Source organism: Flavobacteriaceae bacterium (assembly GCA_014075215.1).
GTDB lineage: Bacteria > Bacteroidota > Bacteroidia > Flavobacteriales > Flavobacteriaceae > Polaribacter.
The window spans coordinates 1,161,712-1,188,242 of sequence record CP046177.1 but is presented as its reverse complement, the minus strand read 5'-3'; the positions used below and the strand labels follow the sequence as shown (position 1 = coordinate 1,188,242).

The following is a 26,531-nucleotide window of genomic DNA, read 5'->3' as shown; positions in this document are numbered from 1 at the left end:
ATCTAACATACTATAAATCAATTTGTACTCGAAAAATGAAGAAGGTAGTTACCATTCTGGGAGCGAGACCTCAATTTGTAAAAGCTGCTGTTTTAAGTAGACTGATAAGGAAATATCGGGAAATAGAAGAAGTTATTGTGCATACGGGTCAGCACTTTGATAACAATATGAGTTCGGTTTTTTTTGATGAAATGCAAATTCCCAAACCTGTCTATAACTTACATATCAACAGAATGAATCATGGGGCTATGACAGGTAAAATGCTCGAAGAAATAGAAGCTATTCTTCTAAAAGAGCAGCCTTTGGCAGTCATTGTATATGGAGATACAAACTCTACCTTAGCCGGGGCTTTAGCTGCTAAAAAAATAGGGATAAAGGTGATCCATATAGAAGCGGGATTGAGGTCTTTTAATATGAAAATACCTGAAGAAATTAACAGGATTCTTACGGACAGGATTTCCGATATGCTTCTTTGCCCTACGGATATTGCCTTACAAAACCTGAAAAAAGAAGGGTTTGATCATTTTCCCGTAATTATTGAGAAAGCGGGAGATATTATGAAAGATGCTGTTGCATTTTATAGTAAGTTTTCAAAAGAAAGATCATCTATTTTGGAAGATTTAAAATTACAACATTCAGCGTTTGTATTGGCAACCATTCACAGGCAGGAGAATACGGAGAACCGGAAGAGGTTACAAGCTATTTTTTCCGGTTTGGAAAAAATACATCAAAATAGACAAGTAATTTTACCACTACACCCCGGAACCAAAAAAATGCTGATGAAGTTTGATATAAAACCAACCATTACGCTGATAGAACCGGTAGGATATTTTTCTATGCTGGAGTTATTAAAAAACTGTATTATGGTAATTACAGATAGCGGAGGTTTGCAAAAAGAAGCATTTTTTAATAAAAAGCATTGCATTGTTATACGCGATGAAACAGAGTGGGTAGAATTGATTACCTGTAATATTGCAAGAGTTACCGGATGTGATTCGCAAGAGATAACGGCAGCTTATCAATATTTCTTAACTAAAAAATCAAATTTTGAAATGCCGTTATATGGTAATAATAATGTTGGAGAAAAGATGTATAAATCAATTATTCGTTTATTACAAAATTAGATGGGAATTGTTTTAAAACAATCATCAAGGAATACAATCATTATTTATGCTGCTTTCTTTTTTGGAGGGATAAATGCACTTTTTTTATATACTCGTTTCTTAAAGGAGGAATACTATGGACTGGTTACCTATTTACTATCTATGGCAAATTTATTAATGCCACTGACAGCTTTTGGAGTACAGTATACCATTGTTAAGTTTTATAGCAGTTATACTTCAAAAATTCAACGAGACCGATTTTTAAGTACTGCACTGTTTGTACCCTTGTTTATAGCCACTCCTATTGCTTTTTTTGGAAACCTTTTTTATAATGAAATTGCAACGTATTTATCAAAAAAGAATGCCATCATAAGAGACTATACGTTTATCATATATCTGGTGGCTGTTACAACTGCTTATTTTGAGATTTTTTATTCCTGGTCTAAAGTTCAACTAAAATCAGTCTTCGGAAACGTTTTAAAAGAGCTTTATAATAGAATTGCCGTCATGATACTATTATTCTTAGTATTTTATAAAGTGATAAATCAAGTAGCATTTATCTATTGTTTAACGGCTGCTTATTTTTTGAGAATGTTTATTATGATGCTGTATGCCTTTAAGCTGTACAGACCGAAATTTAGTTTTTCATTTCCGGATAATTATAAAGAACTTATTAGCTATTCGATATACATTATCCTGGCAGGAAGTGCAGGAGCCATATTACTGGATATTGATAAGGTAATGATTCCCGCTAAAAAAGCCATTGAATATACGGCATATTACAGTGTAGCAGTGTACATTGGTTCGGTAATAGAAGCTCCGGGTAGGGCCATGTCACATATTTTACAACCATTGACAGCCAAAGCGTTGAATGAAAATAATATGCCGGAAGTAGCAAATTTGTACAAAAGAAGCTCTATAAATTTGATATTGGTATGTGGATTTATTTTTTTATTGATCAATGCAAACGTAATTGAGTTATATAAAATTCTTCCCGAAAAATATTCCGGTGGAATTTTAATCGTACTGGTAATCTCTTTGGCAAAGTTATACAGTATGTTTTTAGGAAATAACGGAGCTATTGTTTCAAACTCCAAATATTATAAGATTTTGCTCCCATACGGAATTGCCATGGCGCTTTCTGTCTATTTTTTGAATGCATGGCTCATTGACGAGATGGGTATCTATGGAGCAGCATTGTCCACGTTAATAGTCATTACTTTTTTTAATACGCTTAAAATGTGGTATGTGTATCATAAGTTTCGGATGACTCCCTTTACTTCTAAAACAATGATTTTAATTTTCATCATTGCTATCTTATACCTTATTTTTTATTTTATAAATTTTGGTTTTCATCCTATACTTAATATGCTGTTAAAAGGAATGTTAATTACCGGTATTTATTTGATTTTAGTAGTGCAATTGAAAATATCGAATGATATGAATGTGTTTTTAAGAAAACTGTTTAGGTTCAACTCATTTACAAAAAACAATCAATAGCATCTGTAACTAAGTGAAAAACAAGCCCAATTCCGAGAACTCTTGGTTTTTTAAAGCATAAAAAACCAACGTATACAATACATGCATAATATGTATGAAGCGGGTGAAAATGAATACTGCATCTAAGAGGATCATATATTGGATCTGCCAGAAGATGATCCGTATTAATCAACATGGTTAATAAGAAGATGACGTATACTTTTTTCCAGTGACTCCTGTAAAACAAAAAAGCAATCAGGAGAGGAAAAATATAATGCAGACCGTAATGAATGAGGAATTTATAATCTATCAATGTTGTAAAGGTATCTTATGTCAAATTTCGGTTTAAAGGTAACTTACTGCATTGGGTCCTTCCATAAAGAGAAGATCTAACATAGACAGATTTTCTATAAACCCGTATTTGTTGTCAAAAACCTGAACATATGGTTTAAAGGAATCGTTAATATGCTGTTTGGCATTTGCTAAAAACCGAAAATCTGTTACATCAGCGTTTATTATATATGTTGTTGTTTTAGCATATGATATATTCAAATCCAAAGCTTCGTTAAAAAAAGAAAAGGTATCTAAATTTACATCTAGCAGGAACTTGTATTTTTTGTTGAATATAGCCATAAGGTCATCTTCGTAGAATTCAAAAAAAGGCGAGGAATTATAAGCAATTTTTAAAGACTTATAATGATGTCTTTGCCAGGGAAACTCTCCACTTATAATGGTATCTTTTGTTTTTTTTCTTTCCGGGCTATTCGTATGTGAGACGTGGATATTTAATAACTGCCTGCCATTAGCCCCATATATATAACAACGATTCCGGTAGCTTTGCTTTTGAAAGTTATCCTCTGTTTCAAATGTAACCCTATCGGCTCTTACGATTTCCGAAAACTGAGAAACAGGAGAGAAGTATGTTGGAATAAATAATGACACGCTATACTGTATTAACTTCTGTTTTTCCGGTATTTGAACAGCATTAGCAATTTAAAAGCCCAAATAATGCCAGGATTTTTATCACCATAAATTTTTTTATAGCACTATAAGGAAAATTTATAGCTTGAATGAATACCGCCCTTTACAATCACCATGCCTGTTGCTATGTTCCCACCACGTCTGTAAAAGTGCGAGCATCTAAGACCGCTTTTATAATATGATAATAACCATAATGTGAGTACTTTACCGTATTATCAAAACTCAATAACTGCTGCATATCCTGATGTTGAAGAGTTGTAGCCAAACCACAACTTTTGGATGTACTTCTACATGACGATAAGCAAGCAAGTCCTATAACACAAATAGCAATACATACGATTTTTTTCATGGATTTCTTTTTAAAAGGTATAAATGTACACATTTTATTAAATAACGGAAAAATGGGGTAATTATTTTTTAAAGGTAAGAGACCTTTGCAAAATAGTGATATACTCCATATTAAAATTGATTTGGCTTCAAATTTCTTCCTTCTCGAAAATTTTAAATCCTCAAAACCAACAAGTTATTCCGGTTGAAAATTTTCTTCGGGCGTCGAACTTTTTTGTCAAATCAATTTTCCAAAGGTGTCGGTAATATCATTCTACCTAATTTAATTCCTAACACACTGATAATGTGCTAATATCGATTTTATGTTGTTTCATAATTTTTTTGAATTTGTCTTGTTTTGATTTGTTTTAATTTTTCTTTGTCTTGTTCTGAATCTATGGGATGATAGGCTTGTTTTTTGATAATCATATTCCATATAAGTATTGCTATTTTTCTGGCTATAGCTGTTATAGCTGCTGCTCTTCCTTTTTTATAGGCGATACGTTTAAAGAACTGAGCCAAATAACCTTCTTTTTTATTTTCTATGGTATTAGCTGCATTAGGCAAAGCTATTGCAAATTTATTTTTACCCTTAGGAGTTCTACTACTTAGGGTTTTACTGCCTGAAACTTTGTTATTGGTTGCTAGTCTTAACCAATTTGTAAATTTTTTGGCACTATCAAATTTATAGATATCGGTGCCTATTTCTGATAAAAAGCTTAGAACAGTGCTTACACTTACCGATTCAATAGCCATAATATCGGTACCAAATAATTTGTAGAAGTATTCTTGAACAGCTATTCCGGGTTGATTTTTTCCTTTGATTTGCTTAATAACAAGTTTTTTCTTTTCCTGTTCGCTTAGTACGATATCTATGGTGTGTTCTTGTAAATAGCTTATCATCTTCAAACTACCTCAATGGTGTACAGAGAACTCTTTAACTTGATTTTTTTGCTGTCCTACAGCAACAAAATGAGATCGAGAACCTACACTATACGCTCAGCATAGGGGTTGCTCACTTGCATTTTCTCGAATGTTTTCATAATTGAAATTTAATGAATTAATAAAAAGAGTTCTGGTGAATGCTTTATCTTTGAGCATTATTCTATGCGAGATAACAGATGTTTCATCATTTTTTGCCTCAAAGGGCTTTCTATACAGAAAGTCTTTTTTGCATTCTAACCAAAATTCGGGCGAGGATCTTAATCACCATTTATACAATAGGCTTAATTATCGAACTCCTTGGCAAGTTAGCTCTTAACTGTCAAAGTGTAATTAGTTTCTTAAAATCCGGGTTAAAGTAAGTTCTTATGGTTCGGCAAACTTATTCAAAACATAAAGAATAAGGTCTTCAACTGTCTTATTCGGATGAGTACTAAACATCCCCAATGCTCTATTGGCTATAATGGCATTCATAGAACAGGCATGGTGGCCCAGTAGTTTGGATAACCCGTAAATAGCCGAAGTTTCCATTTCCAGGTTAGTAATCCTCATTCCTTTATAGTTAAACGAATTAATTTTATTATTTAATTTCGGATCTTGAACGGGTAACCTTAAAACTCTCCCCTGGGGGCCATAAAACCCGTCTGCAGTTGCCGTTATTCCTTTATAAAGTATTTTTGAAGACATTTTTTTATCTAACTGTTGACTACTACCTATAATGATAGGAGTCGCTCTTTTTGAACTCCAGTCCGTATGATGAATAAATGCTTTTTCCATTTCAGAATGAGAAATGGTATCAAGAATATAGGAATGAAGCATTCCACCGGTATCTAAAGCATGAGTACTCATCAAAAAACTATCAACAGGAATATTCGCTTGTAACGATCCGGACGTACCAATACGAATAATATTTAACGATGTATGTTTTTCTTTTATTTTTCTGTTTGTTAAGTCGATATTTACCAATGCATCTAATTCATTTAAAACAATATCTATGTTCCCTGATCCGATTCCGGTTGAGAGAACACTGATTCTTTTGCCTTTATATATCCCGGTGGTGGTTTTGAATTCTCTTTTTTGAGCGGTAAATTCGATGGTATCGAAATGTTTGGTAACTTTATCTACTCTGTCAGGATCACCTACAAAAATAAGATCTTTTGAGATGTGTTCCGGTTTTAAACTTAAATGATAAATGCTTCCGTCCGGATTAAGAATTAATTCTGAATGTTTAATTGGCATTTGATACTGATTTAACAAGTTGGTTTTTTCCCAAATGAAACCGGAAATCCATTTGTTGCGCTCCTCCGTAAACCATATGGTCATCCATTTCATTCATGAAGTTTTGCTGCTCTGACAAAATCCCATGTCCTTTGCTGTTTAATTTGAATATGCCATTTGAAAGTTCAAAAAAGATATCCAGTTTATGTATCATTCGTCTAAGTTGAATATCTCCAAATCCGTAATACCCCTGATCATTTAGCATATATCTCAATAATTGACGCTCGGATTTTACCTCCTTGTTGCGAATGGTTTTTAAAATAGTTGTTTCCAGTACATTTAACCCTGTCTTTTGATTTGGAAATCGTTCTATATGTGCTTTTAAACAGTTATTTAAATATTTAAAAGAGAATGTATGTACCGGATAAGAGGCGAGAAGGTGGTGATCTGTACCGCAATATATTTTCCACAAATCCATCGCTAGCTTTTTATCTTTTGGAGTCAATTCAACTCGTTGATTATAATGTGTTTGTAGCTGGTCCGGATTTAATTCGCACAAACCTTTTAACGATTTTTCATCGCCAACAAATCCGCTGATAACAATATAAATGGGTTTTTGTATGTTCTTTTGCTGTAAAAGATTAATGGCACCCAACATATTGATATGGCAAAACAAATCGTATTCAAACCATAAAACAATAGCAGCATATGTTTCTGTATGGTTTAATGTATTGAGTTCATTTTTGAAAGAATAGTTGTTTGATTCTACGTTGTAAAACTCTTTTAAAAATGTGCTTCTCAAGTTAAAAAACTCCTCGGAATCTATGATAGCAACTAAAGGACCCTCGCATAGCATCTCCCGCCAGGTCAGATACGTCCCTTTATAGTCTGATTTTTTGAGATAATCAGTAAGGCTGTCCCCATTGGTGATATGCAAGATATTGTCCATAAAATTACCCGCCGATTCTTTTCACGGAAAACCCTTTTTCTTTGAGTATTTTCATTATTTGATCTCTGTAATCTCCCTGGATAATAATGGTGTCATTTTTAACACTCCCACCAACATTCAGACTGGTTTTTATTTCTTTGGCTAGTTTTTTAAAATCTGAAGGGGCACCATTATAACCATCCAGTACGGTTATGGGTTTTCCTTTACGTTTTTCATATTTACAAAGTATAGGTTCATCTTGCAACCATATATCACTTTTATTTTCTTCTTTTTTGGGAGTTCCCGATATATGATCGGGAAATAAATTCCGTAACTGATCTTGTAAGTCCATGCTTATTTTAGCTATTCGTTATTTTTTTAAACCTAACTCTTTAAGCCTTTCTTCTAAAAATGCTCCTGCCGTAATATCATCAAACAGTTTGGGATTTTTTTCATCGATACAGCCTTCCAAAACATTTAATTTCATACTACTTATCGGGTGCATAAAAAATGGGATTGAATAACGAGAAGTTCCCCATAACTCTTTTGGTGGGTTGGTTACCCTGTGGATGGTAGATTTTAACTTATTATTGCTGTGCCTGGACAGCATATCTCCGACATTAATCATCAATTCATCAGGCTCGGCAACAGCATCAATCCATTCTCCGCGATGATTTTGTACTTGCAGTCCTTTCCCCTGAGCTCCCATTAATAAAGTAATCAGGTTGATATCTCCATGAGCAGCAGCTCTCACCGCGTTTTTAGGTTCGGTAGTAATAGGAGGGTAGTGTATGGGCCTTAAAATACTATTTCCGTTTTTAATGAACGTATCAAAATAAGTTTCTTCCAAATGTAAGTGAATAGCTAGTGAGCGTAGTACATATTTTGCTGTTTTTTCCAGCATTTTATATGCTTTTTTCCCAACTTCATTAAATTCCGGAAGTTCTTCAACATATACATTTTTTGGGTATTCGGCTTCTGGCACGGGATCGTTTTCAACATATTGACCAAAATGCCAAAATTCTTTTAAGTCCCCTTCTTTTTTCCCTTTGGCACTTTCTTTACCGAAAGAAACATAACCGCGTTGTCCTGCAATACCCTCAATTTCATATTTCTTTTTTACGTTTACGGGCAGTTCGAAAAACTTTTTGATTTCTTTGTATAAGTCCGCTACCAGATCATCGTTCAGAAAATGCCCTTTCAGTGCTACAAACCCTATATTTTCATATGCATGTCCTATTTCGTCAACAAATTTCTGTTTACGATTTTTATCGTTTGATAAAAAATCCGATAGATCTACACTTGGTATTTTATTCATTATTAATGGGATTAAAATAAGTTCACCATAAAATTAGTAAAATAATGATGAGTTTATAGCATTATTTTTTACGGAATGGAATGAGATAAGAAATGGTATAATTGAACCCAAAACCGGTATTATTCAAAAACACCCTGTTAAACCCCGGTGCAAAAAGCGTTTTAAAATTATCAGGATCTTCCGCGTTCACCATTACTTTATATGAGAAGCTGGCAGAAATATATAAGTTTTTAATGGTCTCAACCTTAATTCCCAACATAAATTCTGCCCAATGAGCATTTAAACCGCTTGCTGTTCTGGAATTCATCAATGTTGCTGGAAAGTATTCAGTACCTGTATTGATCGTGTAAGAGTTTAATGTCTGATCAAAAATACTGAAGCCATATCGAAAGCCGAAGAAAATTTCATTATTCATATCCAGCCAGTTTTTATAGAGGTTGATATTTCCTCCCAAGCGAATATAACTTCCTTTTGCAAAAGAATTGGTAAAATCTTCATGGGTAGTTTCTTCTTCATAACCAAGTTCTGCAGCAATATAAAAATTTTTAGAAAGTCTGTAATCTCCTGCAATTTCATACCCCTTATAACTACTGTCAAATAACGCTTTTACAGGTTTACTGATATCTATTCCCAAGCGCAAACCATAGGCCGTTTTATATACAATAGTGTCTTTTTCCACGTTTACATTCAAAGGATTTTGAGTATACATTGAAATCGTAAAGAGCGTTACTACAATGCTAATGAAATATTTGTACATGTGCTGAAGATTCATTGTTAATAGTAGCAATGGACGACGGACTCAACGACAATATCCAACCATTATTTGAAGTAACAGTTACATTGTTAAAGATAACCCTAAAACCACAAGATCTTGAAATATATACTTCTTCCGTAGTATAGTTAACGGTTAATTGGTCTACCCGATTGTTCGCAATATTTCCGTCTACCGTGTTTATTTTAAAATTATAAACCGTCTGATTCGAAATAAGGTTTAGAGGAATAACAACAGAATCTAACGTCACCGAAGTGTATTGAGGTAAGGTATCTCTTCCATCTGCCCAAATAGATAAACGCTCACCACTTTTAAGTTCGGTTGGGTTTGTGCTGTTATACAGGCGTAATATTAAATTTGGCGTAACAGGTTCTACACAAAAATCATCCTTTTTACAAAAAGAAAAAGTAATGGCAGCTAGCAATAAAAGGATACATTTCTTCATTTTTTTATATCAGCTCCAAAAGTACAACATTTTCCACATGATGTGTTTGCGGAAACATATCTACTGCTTGTGTTTTAACAATTTTATAAGATTTTTTCATAAAAGCCAAATCTCTTGCCTGCGTTGCTGAATTACAGCTTATGTACACAATTCTCTTTGGAGCTATCTGTACGATTTGCGATACAACGTCTTTATGCATCCCATCTCTTGGCGGATCGGTGATAATCACATCCGGTTTTCCGTGTTGATTAATAAAGTCCGATGTAAATATTTTTTTGATATCACCTACATAGAATGCTACATTATTAATTTTATTAAGACGTGCGTTGTTTTTTGCATCTTCTATAGCTTCCGGAACAGATTCAATTCCAATTACTTTTTTTGCTTTTTTAGCAATAAATTGAGCAATGGTACCTATTCCCGTATATAAATCATATACTAGCTCTGTACCGGAAAGATTCGCAAAATTGCGTATAATCTTATACAATTCATATGCCTGACTTGAGTTTGTCTGATAAAAAGATTTTGCATTGATTTTAAAATGCAAACCTTCCATTTCTTCAAAAATATGATCTCTTCCTTTGAATAATATCACCTTTTGGTCATAAATAGTATCATTTGCTTTTGTATTGATGGTATATTGTAACGATGTGATTTCAGGAAAAGTTTCCGAAAGATAATTCAAGAGCAACGCTCTTTTCTTTGTATTTTCTTTATAGAATTGAATGACGACCATTATTTCCCGGGTAGATGTGATACGTAACATCACAGTTCTTAACAAACCATCCCGGTTTTTGGGGTTAAAAAATGCAATATCATTTTTAACGGCAAAGGCTTTAATAGCATTTCGTATGGAATTGGAAGGATCTTCCTGCAGGTGACAGTAATGGATGTCCAAAACTTTATCCCACATTCCCGCAATGTGGAAACCCAAAGCATTTTTATCGTTGATTTTCCGGCCCGATTTGATTTCTTCCGGGGTCAACCAACGATTAGAAGAAAAAGAAAATTCCATTTTGTTGCGGTAAAAATAGTTTTTTTCACAGGGTAGGATAGGAGCCATCTCAGGTAAGTCCAGGCCACCTATTCGCTGTAAATTGTGAATCACCTCTTTTTCTTTATACACCAATTGTGCCACATATTTCATGTGTTGCCATTTACAACCGCCGCAATATTCGAAATGCTCACATACAGGATCAGTTCTTTTATCCGAATAGGTATGAAATTGAATGACTTTTCCTTCATAATATGACTTTCTCTTTTTGTTTACCTGTATGTCAACAACATCCCCGGGGACTGCATTGGACATAAAAATAATACTGCCATCCGGTGCTTTTGCTACTGCTTTTCCTTTGGTGCCGGCATCTATTACTTTAATATTTTCAAAGATGACATTTTTCTTTTTTCTACTCATAGTGTAAAAATACTAATATTCAAATGCTTGAAAACCCGGCTTTTTTCCGGGTTTTCTTTACTATTCAAAATAGCATATAAATTGATATCGCGTTATACTTTTAAATTTTCTTGTATATAAACCTGAGCTTTTCTACTATCACTGTCTTCAATAATGAACACTTCTACATTTCCTGAAGTAATCTCTTCTGTCAGATTAATCAGAATGTCTCTCTTTTTCATATTAGAAAATACAGCTACATTATTTAGCGTTCCAACATTGGTTCTTTTATTTGTTTCCGGATCTGTATGAAAAATTTTAATTTTGCAATACTTGGTCTTGTCTCCTGTTCTTCCCAGGCCTAAACGAAACTTATTATTATCTACAAGTTCAAATTCATTAATAGTAAAATTAGATTCTTTAATTCCTGATTTTTGCAAAATAAGAGGAATACCTACTTCTACCACAACTTTTACATCTGTTCCTAACTTTTTATTTATCAAGGTAGTGTTTTCGCCGGTACCAAACGATAAGGCTTCCTTTACAAAAATGTGAGTATAATTATCATTTTTTGTCAATCCTTGCCAATCTCTTACTTGAACACGAACTTTTTGTATTTCACCTGGTCCTATTTTAAAAGATCTTGGAAAGAAGCGAATATGCTTATCAAGCTCATCTACATTTACTGTATCTACTTTGTATATTCCATTTTCATCCATAGTACTTTTTCGCAAAAAGACGGTATACTCCTGCTCTCTATTTGATACATTCCAAACTCCTAATTCTTTGTGGGTAGAAGCTCTGTTAAAGAATAATTTCTTTTTGGTCAATCGAACACTTCCTTGTCCAAAACAAGTAAAAATGTTTAGTAGTAAAAAAAGTAATAAAACGCTGTTTCTAGTATTGTTTGTTAATGACATAATTTAAAAATTTAAAAGTTTTACGGTGTAAATATCTACATATAAATAGATTAATTACCTGTTTAAACACCAAAGTACTCTTATCTGTAGACGAAATGAACTTTTCCTACGACAAACAGGAAATTACCATTATTTTGAATAAAAGAGCGCTGAATCCATCTTCTATAAGATTGAGTTTAACCTATTGTATTAGAACTGGTATTAAAAGAGTTGAAACCCAGGACTTCCAAACTTCTTAAATAGTATCATAACCCAACACCTCGCCCAAGGGCGAGGTGTTGAGTATCAAAAAACCTATATGATTCTTTTGAGGAAAGCTATTGTATAGCTATTATCTTAGTACTGAGCTGATAATGTTGTAGTACCTGTATATACTCCCGGAGTACTTGGAGATGAATCATCCTGACCTACTACTTTAATGTTTCCACCTAAACTTAACTTTAACTCTCCACTACTATTTAATGAAGTAGTCATCGCTGCTGCTGTTGTAGCACCAAATGAATAGTATTTTGGAACAAACTCAATAGTAGAACCACCTGCATTGGTCAAGTTAGAGCTAGCTGCTGCTGTTAACTGAATTGCAGTACTTGGAGTTCCTTTTATCGTAACGGTACTTACTGTTGGAGAACCTTCGAAATCTGTCTGTGCTCCGTCTGCTGTTGTAGCTGTTGAAGTAGCCGCAGAATACATGCTACCATCTCCTTGTACATGATAGTAACGGTTACCTGTAGCAGGAATGGCTACTTTTTGAAAATCTAGTAAAGTACCGGACACAGTCAATGGAATTACTAATTCTGCTTCCACATTCATGGTTCCGCTTCCAGAAAACACCTGACCAAATGAAGTCATACTTACACATCCAAATACGATGGCTACTAATACATTTAATTTTTTCATGATATATAAAATTTTAAAGTTATGCTGCAAATCTCTGACGATAATCCAAATCAAAAATTCCTTTTTCTGCTAATCAACCTTTTTTATAGATCAATGGAAAAATAAAAACGTTCAAGTGATATATCACTAATCATATCTATAGGTAAATTTTCTCCATAATCAGTTAGAAAGTTGAAAAGTGTAAAGTGTAAAGCTCTACTGAAGCTTTTCAGAGTTTCAACTGCTTTTTTGACATCGAACTCATTTAAACTTTTTCAATTTGCTAAAAAATGGGTGTTTTTAGCTCTGTTTTTATCTTTTTTTCCTTCCGTAGTGCTGCTATGCAACTCAAAAAAGCTTTCAACATATCTAAAAACTTCTAATGTTCGCTTACATCCAAAAAGTTTAAATGAGTTCATCAATTATGTTTTTTTATAGCAAGTAAGAAAGCAAAAAAGATTTCTTGACTCTGGAACCAAGAACCATGACTGTTTTGGTTCTCAATTCTGGTAGTGTAAGCGCTCTTGCTTTAAAATGTATCCGCAAACCTTAATTTATGTCAAGTTACGTTGATTTAGCCCTTATAGTTGTAAAAGCAACTTCGAAGTTTAGGTATTATCTTTCCATAGTTATATTACCGTAAGTTCAAGTGATAAATCATAAAAAAAACCTGACTTCTACCCAGGTTTTCTTTACTATTTATGCGTTGAACTTATCTAAATCGGTATCGTTCTTTCTCTCCTTCCGTGTTAATCATCTCAATAACAATAGAATACCGGCTTTTTCCAGCTTCATCCAATAATCTTGCAGCTTCCGAAGCATTAAAAATCTTTTTATCATTTATTTTAGTTATAATAAAGTTTTTCAGACTATTGTCTCCATCTCTGCTATTGGTCTCATAAATCTTAGCTCCGCCTTTAATATCAAGTTGTTTTAATTCTTTTTTACTTAAATTTTTTAATGCCCAACCAAATGATCGTGAAACATAAGTATTCCGCTTACTCAATTTTACTTTTTTTGTCAACCGGTTTCCATTTCTGTTTACAGTAACATCTACATATTCTCCAGGTCTTTTTGCTGTTAACTGGCCTGTAAGTTCCGAAAACTTGGTAATCTTCATATTATTAATCATCACAATAATATCTCCTTGTTCTAATCCTGATTTTCTAGCTTCACTTTTAGCATCTAATGAACCTATCTTCACTCCTTGTATATTAGTATCCCTAACATCCACACTAATTCCTAAAATAGCTTCTTGTACGCTACCAAACTCTAGTATATCATCAACAATTTTTTTGGCAATATTGGAAGGCACTGCAAAAGAATAGCCTACATAAGAACCTGTTCTTGAAGAAATGGCCGTATTAATACCAATGAGTTCACCTCTTGTATTTACTAACGCCCCTCCGCTATTTCCGGGGTTTACCGCAGCATCTGTTTGAATAAATGCATCTACATTTGAATTTCCTTGTAAATCTCTTCCCTTAGCACTGATAATTCCTGCCGTTACCGTGGAATTTAAATTATACGGATTTCCTATTGCCAATACCCATTCTCCTATCTTTGCATTGTCGGAATCTGCAAAAGGAATATAGGTCAGCTCCATATTTTCCTCATCTATTTTTAACAGTGCTATATCATTCTTTTCATCTGTGCCGATAAGCTTTGCTTTATACTTTTTCCTGTTATTCAACGTAATTTCTATATCTGTTGCATCATCTATTACGTGATTGTTAGTTACAATATATCCGTCAGGTGAAATAATAACACCGCTTCCCGTACCTACTTGCTCGTACTTTCTCGGGCCATTAAACAAATCGCTCCAGGAATTGATTCCGGATTTTACTGCCGTATTCTTTACATGTACTACCGAGTTTATTGTTCTTTCGGCAGCGACTGTAAAATCTAATCCTGATGAAGTTTCCGAATTGACATTTAAAATATTTTTATAATTTGATTGAATCGTAGGAATTTGATTTTTTACAGTTCTTTCAATAACAACAGGTTGATTAAAGAAGAGTTTATATCCGCTTAAAGCTATAATACCTCCAATTATGGCTATACTTAATAATCCTATAACTTTTTTCATTTCTTAAAAATTTTATCCCTCAAATTTAAACATTTTAGCATTTTTTTCAAACGTATTCTTTTTTTTAACCCTCTTTTAACAGTCTTTACTTATATGGCTTTTCCCTATCTTTGCCATCATGTATTTCACCTTTTACAAATATCAGGGAGCAGGTAATGATTTTGTCATTTTCGATAACAGAAAAAATACATTTCCCAAAGAAAAAACGAATATAATAGCAAATATCTGTGACAGGCATTTTGGAATTGGGGCAGACGGGATAATATTACTGGAAAATGATACTTCTTCGGATTTTGGAATGACATATTACAATTCCGACGGTGCTGAGAGTAGCATGTGTGGAAATGGAGGTCGATGTATTGTTGCCTTTGCCAAAAAACTAAATATAATTACCGATAAAACCATTTTCAATGCTATTGACGGTTTGCATGAAGCTACTATCAGCAATGATATGGTCTCCTTAAAAATGAAAGATGTTGATACTGTAAACGTAAAAGAAGATTTTGTTTTTTTAAATACCGGTTCTCCGCATCATGTAGAAATGGTAAACGATTTAGCTAACTACCCCGTTTTTAAAAGAGGAAAAGCTATTAGAAATAAATTATATGCCAAAGAAGGCAGTAATATAAATTTTGTAGAACCGGAATCTCAAAATTCCTTTAGGGTCAGGACTTATGAGAGAGGGGTTGAAGATGAAACTTTAGCTTGTGGAACAGGTGTTACTGCTGTGGCCATTGCGATGCACAAATGCAATATAACAACCGACAAAAACATACAACTATTTGTAACAGGTGGTAAACTTGAGGTTACTTTTGATGTGGACCATTCGTCTTATAAAAATATTATGCTCTCCGGACCTGCAACATTTGTATTTGAAGGGATTATCAAATTATAATGGTTACATTAACAGGAACTCATATTATACTACGTGCATTAGAACCGGAAGATCTGGATTTTTTATTTGAAATAGAAAATAATGAGCTTTTTTGGGAAATAAGTAATATACAGGCACCTTTTTCTAAATACATATTAAAGAAATATATAGAAAATGCACATCAAGATGTATACGAAGCAAAACAATTGCGGCTTGTTATTGAAGAAAATAGTAGTAACAATGCTGTTGGTATGATTGATCTTTTCGATTTTAACCCCCAACATAAAAGAGCAGGCGTCGGTATTTTAGTGCATCCGAAATACCAGCAAAAAGGAATTGCTTCCGAAGCTTTGGGACTATTAATTGCATATTCTTTTCATCATTTGGATATACATCAACTGTATGCTAATATCACTTCAGATAATAAAGCCAGTATCCGTTTATTTGAAAAACTTTCATTCAAAAAAGTAGGAGTAAAAAAAGATTGGTTAGTTCACAATCAAACATTTAAAGACGAAATTTTATATCAACGTATTCATGATTAAAAAAATCAGTATTGGTGTATTACTCATACTTCTTATAGGTGGTGTTGGTTTTCATTATTATCAAATTATTTTCGGAAAGACCATTTCCAAAGACGGAGTTATTTTTATCCAAACAAATAGTAATATGGCGAATCTGGAAAAAGAGCTTACTCCATTTTTACCTGAGAAAAATCATTTTACCTGGCTTGCCAAAAAGAAAACATTTATAAGGCCTAAAGCCGGAAAATACCTTTTAGAAAAAGACATGTCTTTAAATGACGTCATCAATCTTTTGCGAAGCGGCAATCAAACGCCGGTGATCCTTTCTTTTAATAACCGGGATACTTTGGAAAAATTAGCCGGTAGGGTAGCTACCCAAATAGAAGCGGATTCTACTACAATTATAAAGGCGATGCTTGATTCGGTTTTTTTAAAAAAAAACGGATTTACAAGAGCATCAGCATTAGGCATGTACATTCCAAATAGTTATCAGTTTTACTGGAATACTTCTGCTGAAGGTTTTCGGGATAAAATGAAGAAAGAGTTTGCAAAATTTTGGAATCAGGATCGTATCAACAAAGCAAAAAAAACAGGTTTAAAAAAAGAAGAAGTGATAACGTTAGCTTCCATTGTACAAAAAGAAACTGCTCAAAAACCCGAAAGGCCTGTAGTTGCCGGATTATACATAAACAGATTAAAAAAAGGATGGCCTCTGCAAGCTGATCCTACCGTTATTTATGTATTAAAACAACAAAAAGGACCTGATTTTGTAATCAAAAGAGTGTTACATAAAGACCTAAAAATTAAATCTCCTTATAATACTTATTTGCATAGAGGGTTGCCACCTGCTTTGATTGCCATGCCGGATGTTTCGTCTATTGATGCGGTGTTAAACTATGAAAAACATCCTTATTATTATATGTGTGTAAATACGGATAAAATAGGTTTTCATGTTTTTGCCCGTACGCTAAGGCAGCATAATAGAAATGCCAAAAAATATCAGCGTTGGCTGGAAAAGAAAGGTATTTGGCGCTAGATAAATTGAAATCTGTTTCCTAAAAGTTAGACAAAACTATCAATTAGAGAATAAAAGCTTAAATGAGTTCACTAAATGAACATTTCTAACTGCAGTTTTATATATTCATTCTAGGATTTTTTCTTTGCTCTAAAACAATTGCTCAATCTAATTTTGTTATCATTGTTCTGGATGATCAAGGCTGGACCGGTTCTTCTGTTCAGATGAATCCTACCCTGCCTGATTCTAAAAGTGATTATTATATTACCTCTGAACAGGAATCTTTCAGGATCAAGCAAAAAAGTTGTGGGGAAGACTTGAATAAAAATTTTATCATTTCAGATTTTTTTTAAATGAATATCCATTAAATAACTGCTTATTAAGTTTTTAAACTCTAGAGACCTTTGCAGAATTGATTTGGCAAAAAAGTTCGACGCTCGAAGAAAATTTTGAACCGGAATAACCTGTTGTTTTTGAGGATTTAAAATTTTCGAGAAGGAAGAAATTTGAAGCCAAATCAATTTTAATATGGAGTATATCACTATTTTGCAAAGGTTTCCTCTATTGAATGATGCTTTTGCGATTGACTCAACTTAAATGTTTTCAATAATATCTTTAAAATCCCACAAGTTTTCGGATTGATCCATCTTTCGCTTCTAAAGGAATGACTTTTTCACAGGGATATGCTCCGGCTCCCAAATGCTCACCGTCGCGCTGTAATATTTTGACCGGTAAAACAACTTCCCGTAATCATTTTACCAACACCGATAATAATATTGCCACCGGTAAAATTTTAATAGAACCCACAACTGAAACTTCTATAAATAGTAATGATATTAACTATGCGGAATGGTTAAAATCTACGGGAATGAGCTATAGGACAGCGCATTTTGGCAAATGGCATTTAGGAAATAATAATACTTCCAGCCCGACGAATAATGGATTTGATTTTAATGACGGGAATACAAATAATAATGATGGAAATCAGGGAGGGACGGTACAAACCGATCCGAAAAAAATATTTGATCTAACGAATAGGGCTATACAGTTTATCAGAGATGCAGTAGCCGATAATGTTCCTTTTTTATTACAGTTGTCTCATTACGCAGTACACAGTGATGTGGAAGCCGGGCAGGCCACTATTGATATTTATAATGATGCATCACAAAGACCTCCCGGTACCCGTCATAATAATGCCGAATACGGAGTAATGACCGAAGATACGGATGACGGTATCGGTCAATTGTTAGCCGAAATAACAACCTTAGGCTTAGATAATAATACTTATGTTATTTTTATTTCTGATAACGGAGAACAACTAAATTTAACTAGCAATACCCCTTTATCTTTTGGGAAAACTTTTATAAAAGAGGGAGGAATTCGTGTACCATTTATTGTTAAAGGCCCCAACATCATGCAAAATAGCTATTATGCAGAAGCTGTTGTCGGTTACGATCTATTTCCTACCATTGCAGAGTTAACAGGGAGTACTATTGCTTTACCTCCTAATTCAGATGGCCAAAGCATCGTTCCTTTGCTTACAGGACCCACTCCTTTTAGCAGGACAAAACCCATTTATTTTCATTCTCCTCATTACGACAATAATCCCAATAAAACACCTCGTTCTGCCGTCATAAATGGTACATATAAACTCATTGTGGAATATGAAAATGGGAGTATCCATCTATATGATCTTGCTACGGATATAGGAGAAAATAACGATCTGTCGACTATGCAAGCTACTTTAACCGGAAACTTGACCATTCAATTACGCGATCACCTTAAAGAAGTCAATGCTTCTATGCCGACATTAGACCCTGCACATACTGTTTTTCCGGGACATCTCCGGATGTAGATAGGGACGGATTAGATGATGTCTGGGAGTTTCGGGAGTTACTCTCGTATACCTACGGTCCAAATGATGACCCCGATAATGACAGTTATTCCAATATGCAAGAATTTATAAACGGAACTGACCCTTATGTAAATGAAGGAGCACTTAGTAATGAAGATTTTTTTAATGCAGCAACTGCCGTAACTATATATCCGAATCCTGTAAAAAAATCTTTTAATATTACTATAGATAACCGTTTTGATATTTCAAAAATTTCCGATATAAAAATTTATACTTCAAATGCTTCCTTATTATATCATACCACAACCTATGAGCAAATCATTAATGTAGAAGAGTTGAACTCAGGTCTCTATTTTATTAAAATAATAGTTGAAGGCTCTCATAATAACAAAAAGCATACTCATTGAATAAATGAGTTCATTGAAGATACTTTTAAAAATATGCTTTTTTGTTATCAACTTTGCAAAATTTTTTCTCGCAATATTAAAAATTCTCAATCAAAAGGGTATAAAATTTCATTATTTACATTTTTTGAAAATATTAACAAATTGACTGTCAATATATTAAAAACATGTTGTAATTTTGCGCCTGCAAAACAGAAAGTATTCTTTTATCAGAAAGTTTTTAATTTTAATAACCGTACTTTTATTATATACCGGTACGGTTAAAATTCCAAAAAGAGCAACAACAACGCACCGCGAAAATCCTCCTGTTGCTGTGTTGTTTCCTGTAGTAAGTACCATAGAAGTTCCTTACCGTTTGAATGATTTTACCGCATTTAAAGAAGCCATTGCTTTTAAAGAATCACAAGGAAAGTATGAAGTTGTAAATACTTTGGGATATTTAGGAAAGTACCAATTTGGAAAAGCTACTTTAAAGCGTTTTAAAATTTATGATACGGCTCAATTCTTAAAAAATCCCAAATTGCAGGAAAGTGTATTTTTAGCCTACTGTAAGGTAAATAAGTGGATTTTACGAAGAGATATTAAAAGATGTGTGGGTAAGACCATTAATGGTATTACCATTACCGAATCCGGTATTTTGGCTGCTGCACATTTGGGTGGAGCCGGCAATGTAAAAAAATATTTGAGAAATAATGGAACTCTTGATTTTTCTGATGCCTACGGCACCTCTATTGCTTCCTATATGAAAAAATTTGCAGGTTTTCATGTTTCTGACATTGAAGCAAATAGAAAAGCTAAAGTTTAATATAGTTTCAAGTTTGAAAGTTCCTATTTAAAAAGCTAAACATACCAAATAAGGTAGGCTTTACACGTTTAAACTTTTAAACTTTCTAACTTTTCAACTGTATTTTTTTGAGAAAACAACATCGCTTTTTTAAGTTTTATACCGGTAATTTCAAGTGATAAATTGGTATTATGATCTCTGAATAATAAAGATAGCCGGTCTCTTATGCAAATCAGGCTGATGCTGCTTCCATTCTTTTACGGTAAAGGTTTTTATATATTCTGACGGTAACGTAATATCTACTGCAATACACAACCTTGTATTTGGAGCTAACGTCGTTTTCAAATCCGAAAAGATTTTTTCATTTCTGTAAGGAGTCTCTATAAATAATTGAGATTGATTTTTCTCCTTGGACAAGAGCTCCAATGTTTTTATCGCTTTTTTTCTTTCGTTTTTATCTATCGGTAAGTACCCGTTAAAAGCAAAATTCTGCCCATTCATTCCCGAAGCCATTAATGCCATTAAAATAGAGGATGGCCCAACCAAAGGAATCACTTGTATTTCTTTTTCATGTGCTAATTTTACAATGGTTGCACCGGGGTCTGCTACGGCCGGAACTCCGGCTTCGGAAAGTAGTCCTATATGAATTCCCTCTTCACAAACATTTAAATACTCACTGGTCTCTATTTCCTCTGCATATTTATCTAACAACATAAAATGTAAACCGGGCTGGGATTTTTTAGGTGTAATTTTTTTTATAAATCGCCTGGCTGATTTTTCATTTTCTACAATATAGAAGTCAATTTGCTCAATAATTTTTTTTACGGCATAAGGTATTACTTCCAGAGGTTCCGTATCTCCCAAGGTAGTCGGAATTAAGTATAAGTTACCTTTCATCTTTGAGATGGAGTTTTAGTATTTCACATGCTTCGTCTAACATGATATAGACATGTTCAAAACCTTGACTTCCTCCGTAGCACGAATCTGGCACTTCTCTATTTTGATTTGGGTAAGATTGATTTAAAATCAAACTTACTTTTGCCATATCTTCTTTATTTCTTGCTCGCTGACCAGTTATATCTATATGATATTTTCCGGCTATTTCTACTGATCTTGGATCCGGCAATTCTCCTATGTGGTATCCGGCTGTACCTGCCGAGTCTACAAATATTTTTTCAGGGTCTATTTTAGATTTTAATATGCCTTCTGCCAGTGGAGAACGACAAATATTTCCCAAGCAAACCATCAATATTTTTTTCACTTGTTCGAATGATACGTAATTAAAAAGTTAGTTTTTTAGTAAGTTCCTCTACGTATTTTCTAAATTGCTTATCTGTTTCCGTAAGGTTATCAACCGTTTTACACGCATGTAATACGGTAGCGTGATCTCGTTGTCCTATTTGAGACCCTATACTTGCCAAAGAAGTTTTTGTCATTCTTTTGGCAAAATACATCGCTAATTGTCTTGCCTGAACAATATGCCTTTTCCGGGTTTTAGATTGCAGGGTTACCACATCCATATCAAAATACTTAGAAACTACTTTTTGAATGTAGTCAATAGACACTTCTTTTTTAGTATTCTTAACAAATTTATCTATAATTTGCTTTGCCAACTCCAATGAAAACTCCTTTCTGTTAAAAGATGCCTGGGCAATCATGGAAATAATAACTCCTTCTAATTCCCTAACATTCGATTTTATATTTTTAGCTATATATTCTATAATTTCATCTTTCATCTCCACACCATCTCTAAACAGCTTGTTTTGAAGTATGGAAATTCTGGTTTCATAATCCGGTGCTTGTAATTCGGCAGACAACCCCCATTTGAAACGAGATAACAACCGTTGTTCAATATCTTGCATATCAACCGGTGCCTTATCCGATGTAAGAATAACTTGTTTCCCATTTTGGTGTAAATGGTTGAAAATATGGAAAAACACATCCTGTGTTCCTGCTTTTCCGGATAAAAATTGCACATCATCGATCACTAAGACGTCAATCATTTGATAGAAATGAATAAAATCATTTCTTGTATTTGACTTTACGGAATCAATAAATTGCTGTGTAAATTTTTCCGAAGAAATATATAGAACGGTTTTTTCAGGGTATTTATCTTTTATGTCAACTCCAATAGCATGTACCAAATGCGTTTTACCCAAACCTACTCCGCCATAAATGAGTAACGGATTAAATGATGTCCCTCCGGGTTTATTTGCAACTGCCATTCCGGCAGATCTTGCTAACCTGTTTGAATCACCCTCAACAAAATTCTTAAAATTGTAATTGGGGTTTAATTGAGATTCTATCTTTACTTTTTGCAAGCCGGGAATTACAAATGGGTTTCTCAACTTCCTCTTATCTATATCAAAGGCAACCTCTACTTTTTGCGATTGTAACGGATCTCTGTTCGAGCTTGGAATTTTAACGATCTGAGGTTTGCTGCTGCTATACGTATTTTCCATACGCACATCGTAAATCAATTTGGCTTCCTGACCCAATTCTCTGACCAGCGCTACTCTTAGCAGTTTTATATAATGTTCCTCTAACCATTCATAGAAAAATTTACTGGGAACCTGTATGGTTAATGCTTCCCCTGATAATTTTGCAGGCTTAATAGGCTCAAACCAAGTTTTATATGCCTGTGGTTTAATATTATCTTTAATAAAAGACAAGCACTCGTTCCAAACTGATTGAGCAGTTTTAATCATTTAGATATATTGAAAAATTAATTGTTAGAGGTGGTTTAACACTATATAACAGCATCTCTCAAATAGCTCCACAAAAATGTAAATAAATTTTAGTATAAAAAAATGAAATTGCTATTGATTTTTAATTATTTTTTCCGTAACATGGGAACCGTAATGTTCAAAAATTTTGGTGAATTTTTCAACAAAAGCTAGGGTTAGATACGGTGAAACAGATCAGATGGGCGTGGTACACCACGGTAACTATGCACATTATTTTGAATTGGCCAGAACAGAATGGTTGAGGAGCATAGGTGTTACGTACAAAGACATGGAAAAAAAAGGGATTATGCTTCCTGTCGTTAAATTGTCTTTTACCTTTTTACGGCCTGCAAAATACGATGATTTGATCACTATTCATGTTTTCATAAAAAAACCACCTCTGGTCAAGATCACATTTGATTATGAAATCATTAATGAACAGGGAACATTATTGACCACCGGAAACTCCGTTTTGGCTTTTATGGATATGCAAACCGGAAAACCTATAAAGTGCCCGGATTATATTTCTAAAAAATTGATTTTCTAATTTTTGCTTATATTAAAAAAAACTGCCAACTAATAGAATACTGATAACAGCCAATACCATACCCATCCAGTTTTTTGTAGTTAACTTCTCCTTAAATAATAATAACCCAAATATTGTGGTCAGGACAACAATCCCGACATTATTTATGGTAAATGCTACTGCACTTTCCAGGCCTTCTGTTTGCAATGCTTTCAACAGATACACTATTGAGTAATAGTTAGGAACTCCTAACAAGATACCTCCCAGTATACTTTTTAACTGAAATTGAAATCTACCCTGAAAAATTTGTACCGATAAAAACAGGCATCCAAAAATAAATGCAAATAAAAAAGTGGTAATAGAAAAAGCAGGTATTGTTGCTGCCGAAACAAATTTTGCCTCAGTATATTTCAATACAGTATCTATAATTCCAGAACCTAAAAAAAGAAGGAAAGGAAATACAAAACCTTTTCCTTTTACAGTGCAGGCATTAATGTTAGAAGTTGTTGATAAATATACTGCCAGCAATGCCAGTATTATTCCCAGAATTTTTACATAACCAATAACTTCACTATATAAAACAAATCCGAAAATAATCGGAATCGCTACAGACATTTTACTTGCCACAGAAGCTACCGACAATCCGTTTCTTTGAGAGGTTACTGCCATTACATTAAAAATGGTAACAAACAGAATCCCTAAGAATAAAGCACTTATAAACCAAGGCTGTGAAGTAACTTCTGAAAAATTCAATGTAAGACCTGAGGTATGTATACCACATGTAAAAGCAACTAGGTAATTAACAACTATTGCCTGTAAAGTATTTATTTTATATATATTGAAAAGTTTGAAAATGACAAATAAACAACTTGAAATGCCTATACTAATTAGTAAATAAATCATCTCAAAATGGGTTTTTCTTTATCAAAGTAACAATATCTTCTGTCTCCGGATTAAGGTTCCAGACACACATCCCCAGTGCTTGAGCAGCATCCGTATTTTCAATCGTATCATCTATAAACAGGGTTTCTTTGACAAGTAAATTATTCTCATTTAACACAAACTTATAAATATCCGGATTGGGTTTTCTTAAATGAATCTCATAAGACAGGTAAAACTGTTCAAAACAGTTTTTAAACTCAGTGTACAATTCCATACCCCAGTTATCTTGAATCCATTGTATATGTAAATCGTTCGTATTGCTCAGTAAAAACAACCTATACTTTTTTGAAGCAGCTAATTCTTTAATGAATTTCATCCGCCGCTCCGGAAAATCCAGTAATACTGCATTCCAGGCATTGATAAAATGTGCTTTTGATATATACGGATATAAATCATGAAATGCAGTTACAAATTCGGAAGTAGTAATCAGGCCCATTTCATAATCAAAGTATATTGTATACATTTCATCTGTAAATTCCAAAACTCCAAATTGTCCAAGTGCCTTAGTAGTGGCCTGTTTATCCAAATTGATAAATACATCACCAAAATCAAAAATAATATTCTTAATCATTCTTATATATTCTTAAAACATCATTACCTATGTGTTCTTCTGATACTAAATTCCCGGAAAATACAGGTGCTTTTATTCCCTCTTTAAAAGTAATATCTCCTACAAATACATATACTGTATTCCAAAAATCGGCTTCAATAAATGATCGTAAGGTTTTAGCTCCTCCTTCTATAAGGACGGATTGTATATCCTTTCCATACAGGGCCTCACAAATTTGCCTCGGCACATCTCCCGAAAAATTGATATAACTGTATTCTAAAAATGTGCTCTTACTACTATTTGTTTCATTAACCATATCCGTAATGACAATAGTTCGCACGGACTGATCAAATACCTGTAATGCTCCGGGCAGCTTTAATTGCTTATCCAAAACAATTCTTATAGGGTTTATGCCTTCCCAATCTCTTACATTCAACTTTGGATTATCTGCCAGTACCGTATTCGTACCTACTAAAATAGCGTGCTCTTTTGCCCTCAATTTATGTACCAATTGTCTGGAATATGTATTCGTAATCCAGACTGGTTTTTGTATATCTTTATGTAAGGGAGCTATAAAACCATTTTTAGTTTCTGCCCACTTTAATATAATATAAGGGTGTTTTTTAGTATGAAAAGTAAAAAATCTGCTATGATGAGCTTTACACTCATTTTCCAAAACACCTGCAAGAACATTACATCCGGCTTGCTTCAGTTTTTCAATCCCTTTTCCGGCAACCAATTCATTCGTATCCAAACACCCAATGACTATATTGGGTATTTGATGACGGATAATCAGATCGGTACACGGTGGGGTTTTTCCAAAATGTACACAAGGTTCTAAGGTAACATACAAAGTAGCTTTGCGTAAAGATGATAAATCTTTTACGGAATGAATGGCATTTACCTCCGCATGATTTCCTCCGTACGGACTGGTATATCCTTCTCCTATAATACTGTCATTCAGCACAATAACAGCTCCTACTGACGGGTTGGGCTTTGTGGTTCCTATTCCATTTGCAGCCAACTCCAAACAGCGCCGCATGTATTTTTTATGTTGCACGAATTAGTTGATTTTTATCTGTTGAGTAACATCAATAGGAAATGTTTTAGCAAATCCTAGTGTTTTAAAATATAGATTCCCCTTGTATCGAACCTTTATGGATTTATTTAAAAAAGAATCTACCAATCCGCCCAGAATACCATTTTTATTATTCTCAAATACACGTTTAACAGGAATTTCCACAACCATCGGTATTGCAAATTTTTTTCTTGCCGGAACTTTGAACGGTCTTGAAGACACTTTTGCCAATCTTGCCCCATTCACCCAAACCTGAATACTATCCGTATAAAATTTCCCACCGATGTGGTTTGGGTTTTCAAAAAAAGCATCGGCTCCCAAAGTTACTGTTTTTGAATCTATAGCAATAAGCTTCACATTATCTACCTTTAGAAAAACAGGCTTCTTTTTTATGGCACAGCTAAAAATCAACAGTAACACCCCAAACAAAATAAGTGTTTTTTTCATCATTTTTTTCATTAA

At 33.7% G+C, this 26,531-nt stretch carries 30 protein-coding genes; 9 read left to right on the top strand and 21 right to left on the bottom strand.

Annotated features, from left to right (window positions below; translation table 11 throughout):
• Positions 1–35: 35 nt before the first annotated feature.
• Complete coding sequence (locus GKR88_06070) at positions 36–1,124, top strand: UDP-N-acetylglucosamine 2-epimerase (non-hydrolyzing) (GenBank protein QMU63903.1); 1,089 nt, start codon at positions 36–38, stop codon at positions 1,122–1,124.
• On the top strand, positions 1,125–2,603 hold the full coding sequence (locus GKR88_06065) for an oligosaccharide flippase family protein (GenBank protein ID QMU63902.1): 1,479 nt from the start codon (positions 1,125–1,127) through the stop codon (positions 2,601–2,603).
• A gap of 324 nt (positions 2,604–2,927) precedes the next feature.
• Here GKR88_06065 and GKR88_06060 read toward each other — a convergent pair whose 3' ends face one another.
• The 14 genes from GKR88_06060 to GKR88_05995 form a co-directional block, all read right to left on the bottom strand.
• Positions 2,928–3,524, bottom strand: a complete 597-nt coding sequence (locus GKR88_06060; GenBank protein ID QMU63901.1) for a hypothetical protein — start codon at positions 3,522–3,524, stop codon at positions 2,928–2,930.
• A gap of 163 nt (positions 3,525–3,687) precedes the next feature.
• Positions 3,688–3,945, bottom strand: a complete 258-nt coding sequence (locus tag GKR88_06055; protein QMU63900.1) for a hypothetical protein — start codon at positions 3,943–3,945, stop codon at positions 3,688–3,690.
• Positions 3,946–4,211: 266 nt separating this feature from the next.
• Positions 4,212–4,793, bottom strand: a complete 582-nt coding sequence (locus GKR88_06050; GenBank protein QMU63899.1) for a transposase — start codon at positions 4,791–4,793, stop codon at positions 4,212–4,214.
• A gap of 405 nt (positions 4,794–5,198) precedes the next feature.
• The gene (locus GKR88_06045; GenBank protein ID QMU63898.1) at positions 5,199–6,071 is read right to left on the bottom strand and encodes a phosphorylase; all 873 of its coding nucleotides are present in this window, start codon (positions 6,069–6,071) and stop codon (positions 5,199–5,201) included.
• The gene (locus GKR88_06040) at positions 6,061–6,999 is read right to left on the bottom strand and encodes a DUF1835 domain-containing protein (GenBank protein QMU63897.1); all 939 of its coding nucleotides are present in this window, start codon (positions 6,997–6,999) and stop codon (positions 6,061–6,063) included. The genes GKR88_06045 and GKR88_06040 overlap by 11 nt, the downstream gene beginning before the upstream one ends.
• Before the next feature lie 4 nt (positions 7,000–7,003).
• A complete protein-coding gene (locus GKR88_06035) occupies positions 7,004–7,330 on the bottom strand; it encodes a translation initiation factor (protein ID QMU63896.1) in 327 nt (108 codons plus the stop codon).
• Positions 7,331–7,348: 18 nt separating this feature from the next.
• Positions 7,349–8,296, bottom strand: coding sequence for an isopenicillin N synthase family oxygenase (locus tag GKR88_06030; GenBank protein QMU63895.1), 948 nt, complete (start codon positions 8,294–8,296; stop codon positions 7,349–7,351).
• A 61-nt stretch (positions 8,297–8,357) separates the two neighbouring features.
• Positions 8,358–9,053 (bottom strand): hypothetical protein, encoded by a 696-nt coding sequence (locus GKR88_06025; protein QMU63894.1) that lies wholly within the window; start codon positions 9,051–9,053, stop codon positions 8,358–8,360.
• Positions 9,034–9,513, bottom strand: coding sequence for a hypothetical protein (locus GKR88_06020; protein QMU63893.1), 480 nt, complete (start codon positions 9,511–9,513; stop codon positions 9,034–9,036). The genes GKR88_06025 and GKR88_06020 overlap by 20 nt, the downstream gene beginning before the upstream one ends.
• Before the next feature lie 4 nt (positions 9,514–9,517).
• Positions 9,518–10,927, bottom strand: coding sequence for a 23S rRNA (uracil(1939)-C(5))-methyltransferase RlmD (gene rlmD / locus GKR88_06015; GenBank protein ID QMU63892.1), 1,410 nt, complete (start codon positions 10,925–10,927; stop codon positions 9,518–9,520).
• 92 nt (positions 10,928–11,019) lie between these two features.
• Positions 11,020–11,826 (bottom strand): hypothetical protein, encoded by an 807-nt coding sequence (locus tag GKR88_06010; protein QMU63891.1) that lies wholly within the window; start codon positions 11,824–11,826, stop codon positions 11,020–11,022.
• A gap of 336 nt (positions 11,827–12,162) precedes the next feature.
• On the bottom strand, positions 12,163–12,723 hold the full coding sequence (locus GKR88_06005) for a hypothetical protein (GenBank protein QMU63890.1): 561 nt from the start codon (positions 12,721–12,723) through the stop codon (positions 12,163–12,165).
• A 254-nt stretch (positions 12,724–12,977) separates the two neighbouring features.
• Positions 12,978–13,121: a hypothetical protein gene (locus GKR88_06000; GenBank protein QMU63889.1), complete on the bottom strand. Its 144-nt coding sequence runs from the start codon at positions 13,119–13,121 to the stop codon at positions 12,978–12,980.
• Positions 13,122–13,414: 293 nt separating this feature from the next.
• A complete protein-coding gene (locus GKR88_05995; GenBank protein ID QMU63888.1) occupies positions 13,415–14,791 on the bottom strand; it encodes a trypsin-like serine protease in 1,377 nt (458 codons plus the stop codon).
• Between the two features lie 118 nt (positions 14,792–14,909).
• Between GKR88_05995 and GKR88_05990 the strand changes: the two genes are divergently transcribed.
• The 6 genes from GKR88_05990 (at position 14,910) to GKR88_05965 (ending at position 20,268) form a co-directional block, all read left to right on the top strand.
• The gene (locus GKR88_05990) at positions 14,910–15,686 is read left to right on the top strand and encodes a diaminopimelate epimerase (protein ID QMU63887.1); all 777 of its coding nucleotides are present in this window, start codon (positions 14,910–14,912) and stop codon (positions 15,684–15,686) included.
• Positions 15,686–16,210: a GNAT family N-acetyltransferase gene (locus GKR88_05985; GenBank protein ID QMU63886.1), complete on the top strand. Its 525-nt coding sequence runs from the start codon at positions 15,686–15,688 to the stop codon at positions 16,208–16,210. The genes GKR88_05990 and GKR88_05985 overlap by 1 nt, the downstream gene beginning before the upstream one ends.
• Positions 16,203–17,225, top strand: coding sequence for an endolytic transglycosylase MltG (gene mltG / locus GKR88_05980; GenBank protein ID QMU63885.1), 1,023 nt, complete (start codon positions 16,203–16,205; stop codon positions 17,223–17,225). The genes GKR88_05985 and mltG overlap by 8 nt, the downstream gene beginning before the upstream one ends.
• 643 nt (positions 17,226–17,868) lie before the next feature.
• Positions 17,869–19,059: a sulfatase-like hydrolase/transferase gene (locus tag GKR88_05975; protein ID QMU63884.1), complete on the top strand. Its 1,191-nt coding sequence runs from the start codon at positions 17,869–17,871 to the stop codon at positions 19,057–19,059.
• Between the two features lie 95 nt (positions 19,060–19,154).
• Complete coding sequence (locus tag GKR88_05970; protein ID QMU63883.1) at positions 19,155–19,466, top strand: T9SS type A sorting domain-containing protein; 312 nt, start codon at positions 19,155–19,157, stop codon at positions 19,464–19,466.
• A gap of 175 nt (positions 19,467–19,641) precedes the next feature.
• Positions 19,642–20,268, top strand: coding sequence for a peptidoglycan-binding protein LysM (locus tag GKR88_05965; GenBank protein ID QMU63882.1), 627 nt, complete (start codon positions 19,642–19,644; stop codon positions 20,266–20,268).
• 168 nt (positions 20,269–20,436) lie between these two features.
• Here GKR88_05965 and GKR88_05960 read toward each other — a convergent pair whose 3' ends face one another.
• Genes GKR88_05960 through dnaA form a run of 3 tightly spaced genes read right to left on the bottom strand, consistent with a single transcriptional unit; the run spans position 20,437 to position 22,955 of the window.
• Complete coding sequence (locus GKR88_05960; GenBank protein QMU63881.1) at positions 20,437–21,144, bottom strand: SAM-dependent methyltransferase; 708 nt, start codon at positions 21,142–21,144, stop codon at positions 20,437–20,439.
• Positions 21,134–21,508 carry a low molecular weight phosphotyrosine protein phosphatase gene (locus GKR88_05955; GenBank protein ID QMU63880.1) on the bottom strand — a complete coding sequence of 125 codons (375 nt, stop codon included), beginning with the start codon at positions 21,506–21,508 and terminating at the stop codon, positions 21,134–21,136. The genes GKR88_05960 and GKR88_05955 overlap by 11 nt, the downstream gene beginning before the upstream one ends.
• A gap of 19 nt (positions 21,509–21,527) precedes the next feature.
• A complete protein-coding gene (gene dnaA, locus GKR88_05950) occupies positions 21,528–22,955 on the bottom strand; it encodes a chromosomal replication initiator protein DnaA (protein QMU63879.1) in 1,428 nt (475 codons plus the stop codon).
• Positions 22,956–23,121: 166 nt separating this feature from the next.
• Between dnaA and GKR88_05945 the strand changes: the two genes are divergently transcribed.
• Positions 23,122–23,520, top strand: a complete 399-nt coding sequence (locus GKR88_05945; GenBank protein ID QMU63878.1) for a YbgC/FadM family acyl-CoA thioesterase — start codon at positions 23,122–23,124, stop codon at positions 23,518–23,520.
• A gap of 12 nt (positions 23,521–23,532) precedes the next feature.
• Here GKR88_05945 and GKR88_05940 read toward each other — a convergent pair whose 3' ends face one another.
• The 4 genes from GKR88_05940 to GKR88_05925 are packed head-to-tail and all read right to left on the bottom strand — an operon-like array spanning position 23,533 to position 26,528.
• Positions 23,533–24,402, bottom strand: coding sequence for an EamA family transporter (locus GKR88_05940; protein ID QMU63877.1), 870 nt, complete (start codon positions 24,400–24,402; stop codon positions 23,533–23,535).
• Position 24,403: 1 nt separating this feature from the next.
• Positions 24,404–25,012, bottom strand: a complete 609-nt coding sequence (locus GKR88_05935; protein ID QMU63876.1) for an HAD-IA family hydrolase — start codon at positions 25,010–25,012, stop codon at positions 24,404–24,406.
• The gene (gene ribD / locus GKR88_05930; GenBank protein QMU66651.1) at positions 25,005–26,033 is read right to left on the bottom strand and encodes a bifunctional diaminohydroxyphosphoribosylaminopyrimidine deaminase/5-amino-6-(5-phosphoribosylamino)uracil reductase RibD; all 1,029 of its coding nucleotides are present in this window, start codon (positions 26,031–26,033) and stop codon (positions 25,005–25,007) included. The genes GKR88_05935 and ribD overlap by 8 nt, the downstream gene beginning before the upstream one ends.
• Before the next feature lie 21 nt (positions 26,034–26,054).
• Entirely contained in the window at positions 26,055–26,528 is a 474-nt protein-coding gene (locus GKR88_05925; GenBank protein QMU63875.1) for a hypothetical protein, read from the bottom strand.
• Between the last annotated feature and the right edge of the window lie 3 nt (positions 26,529–26,531).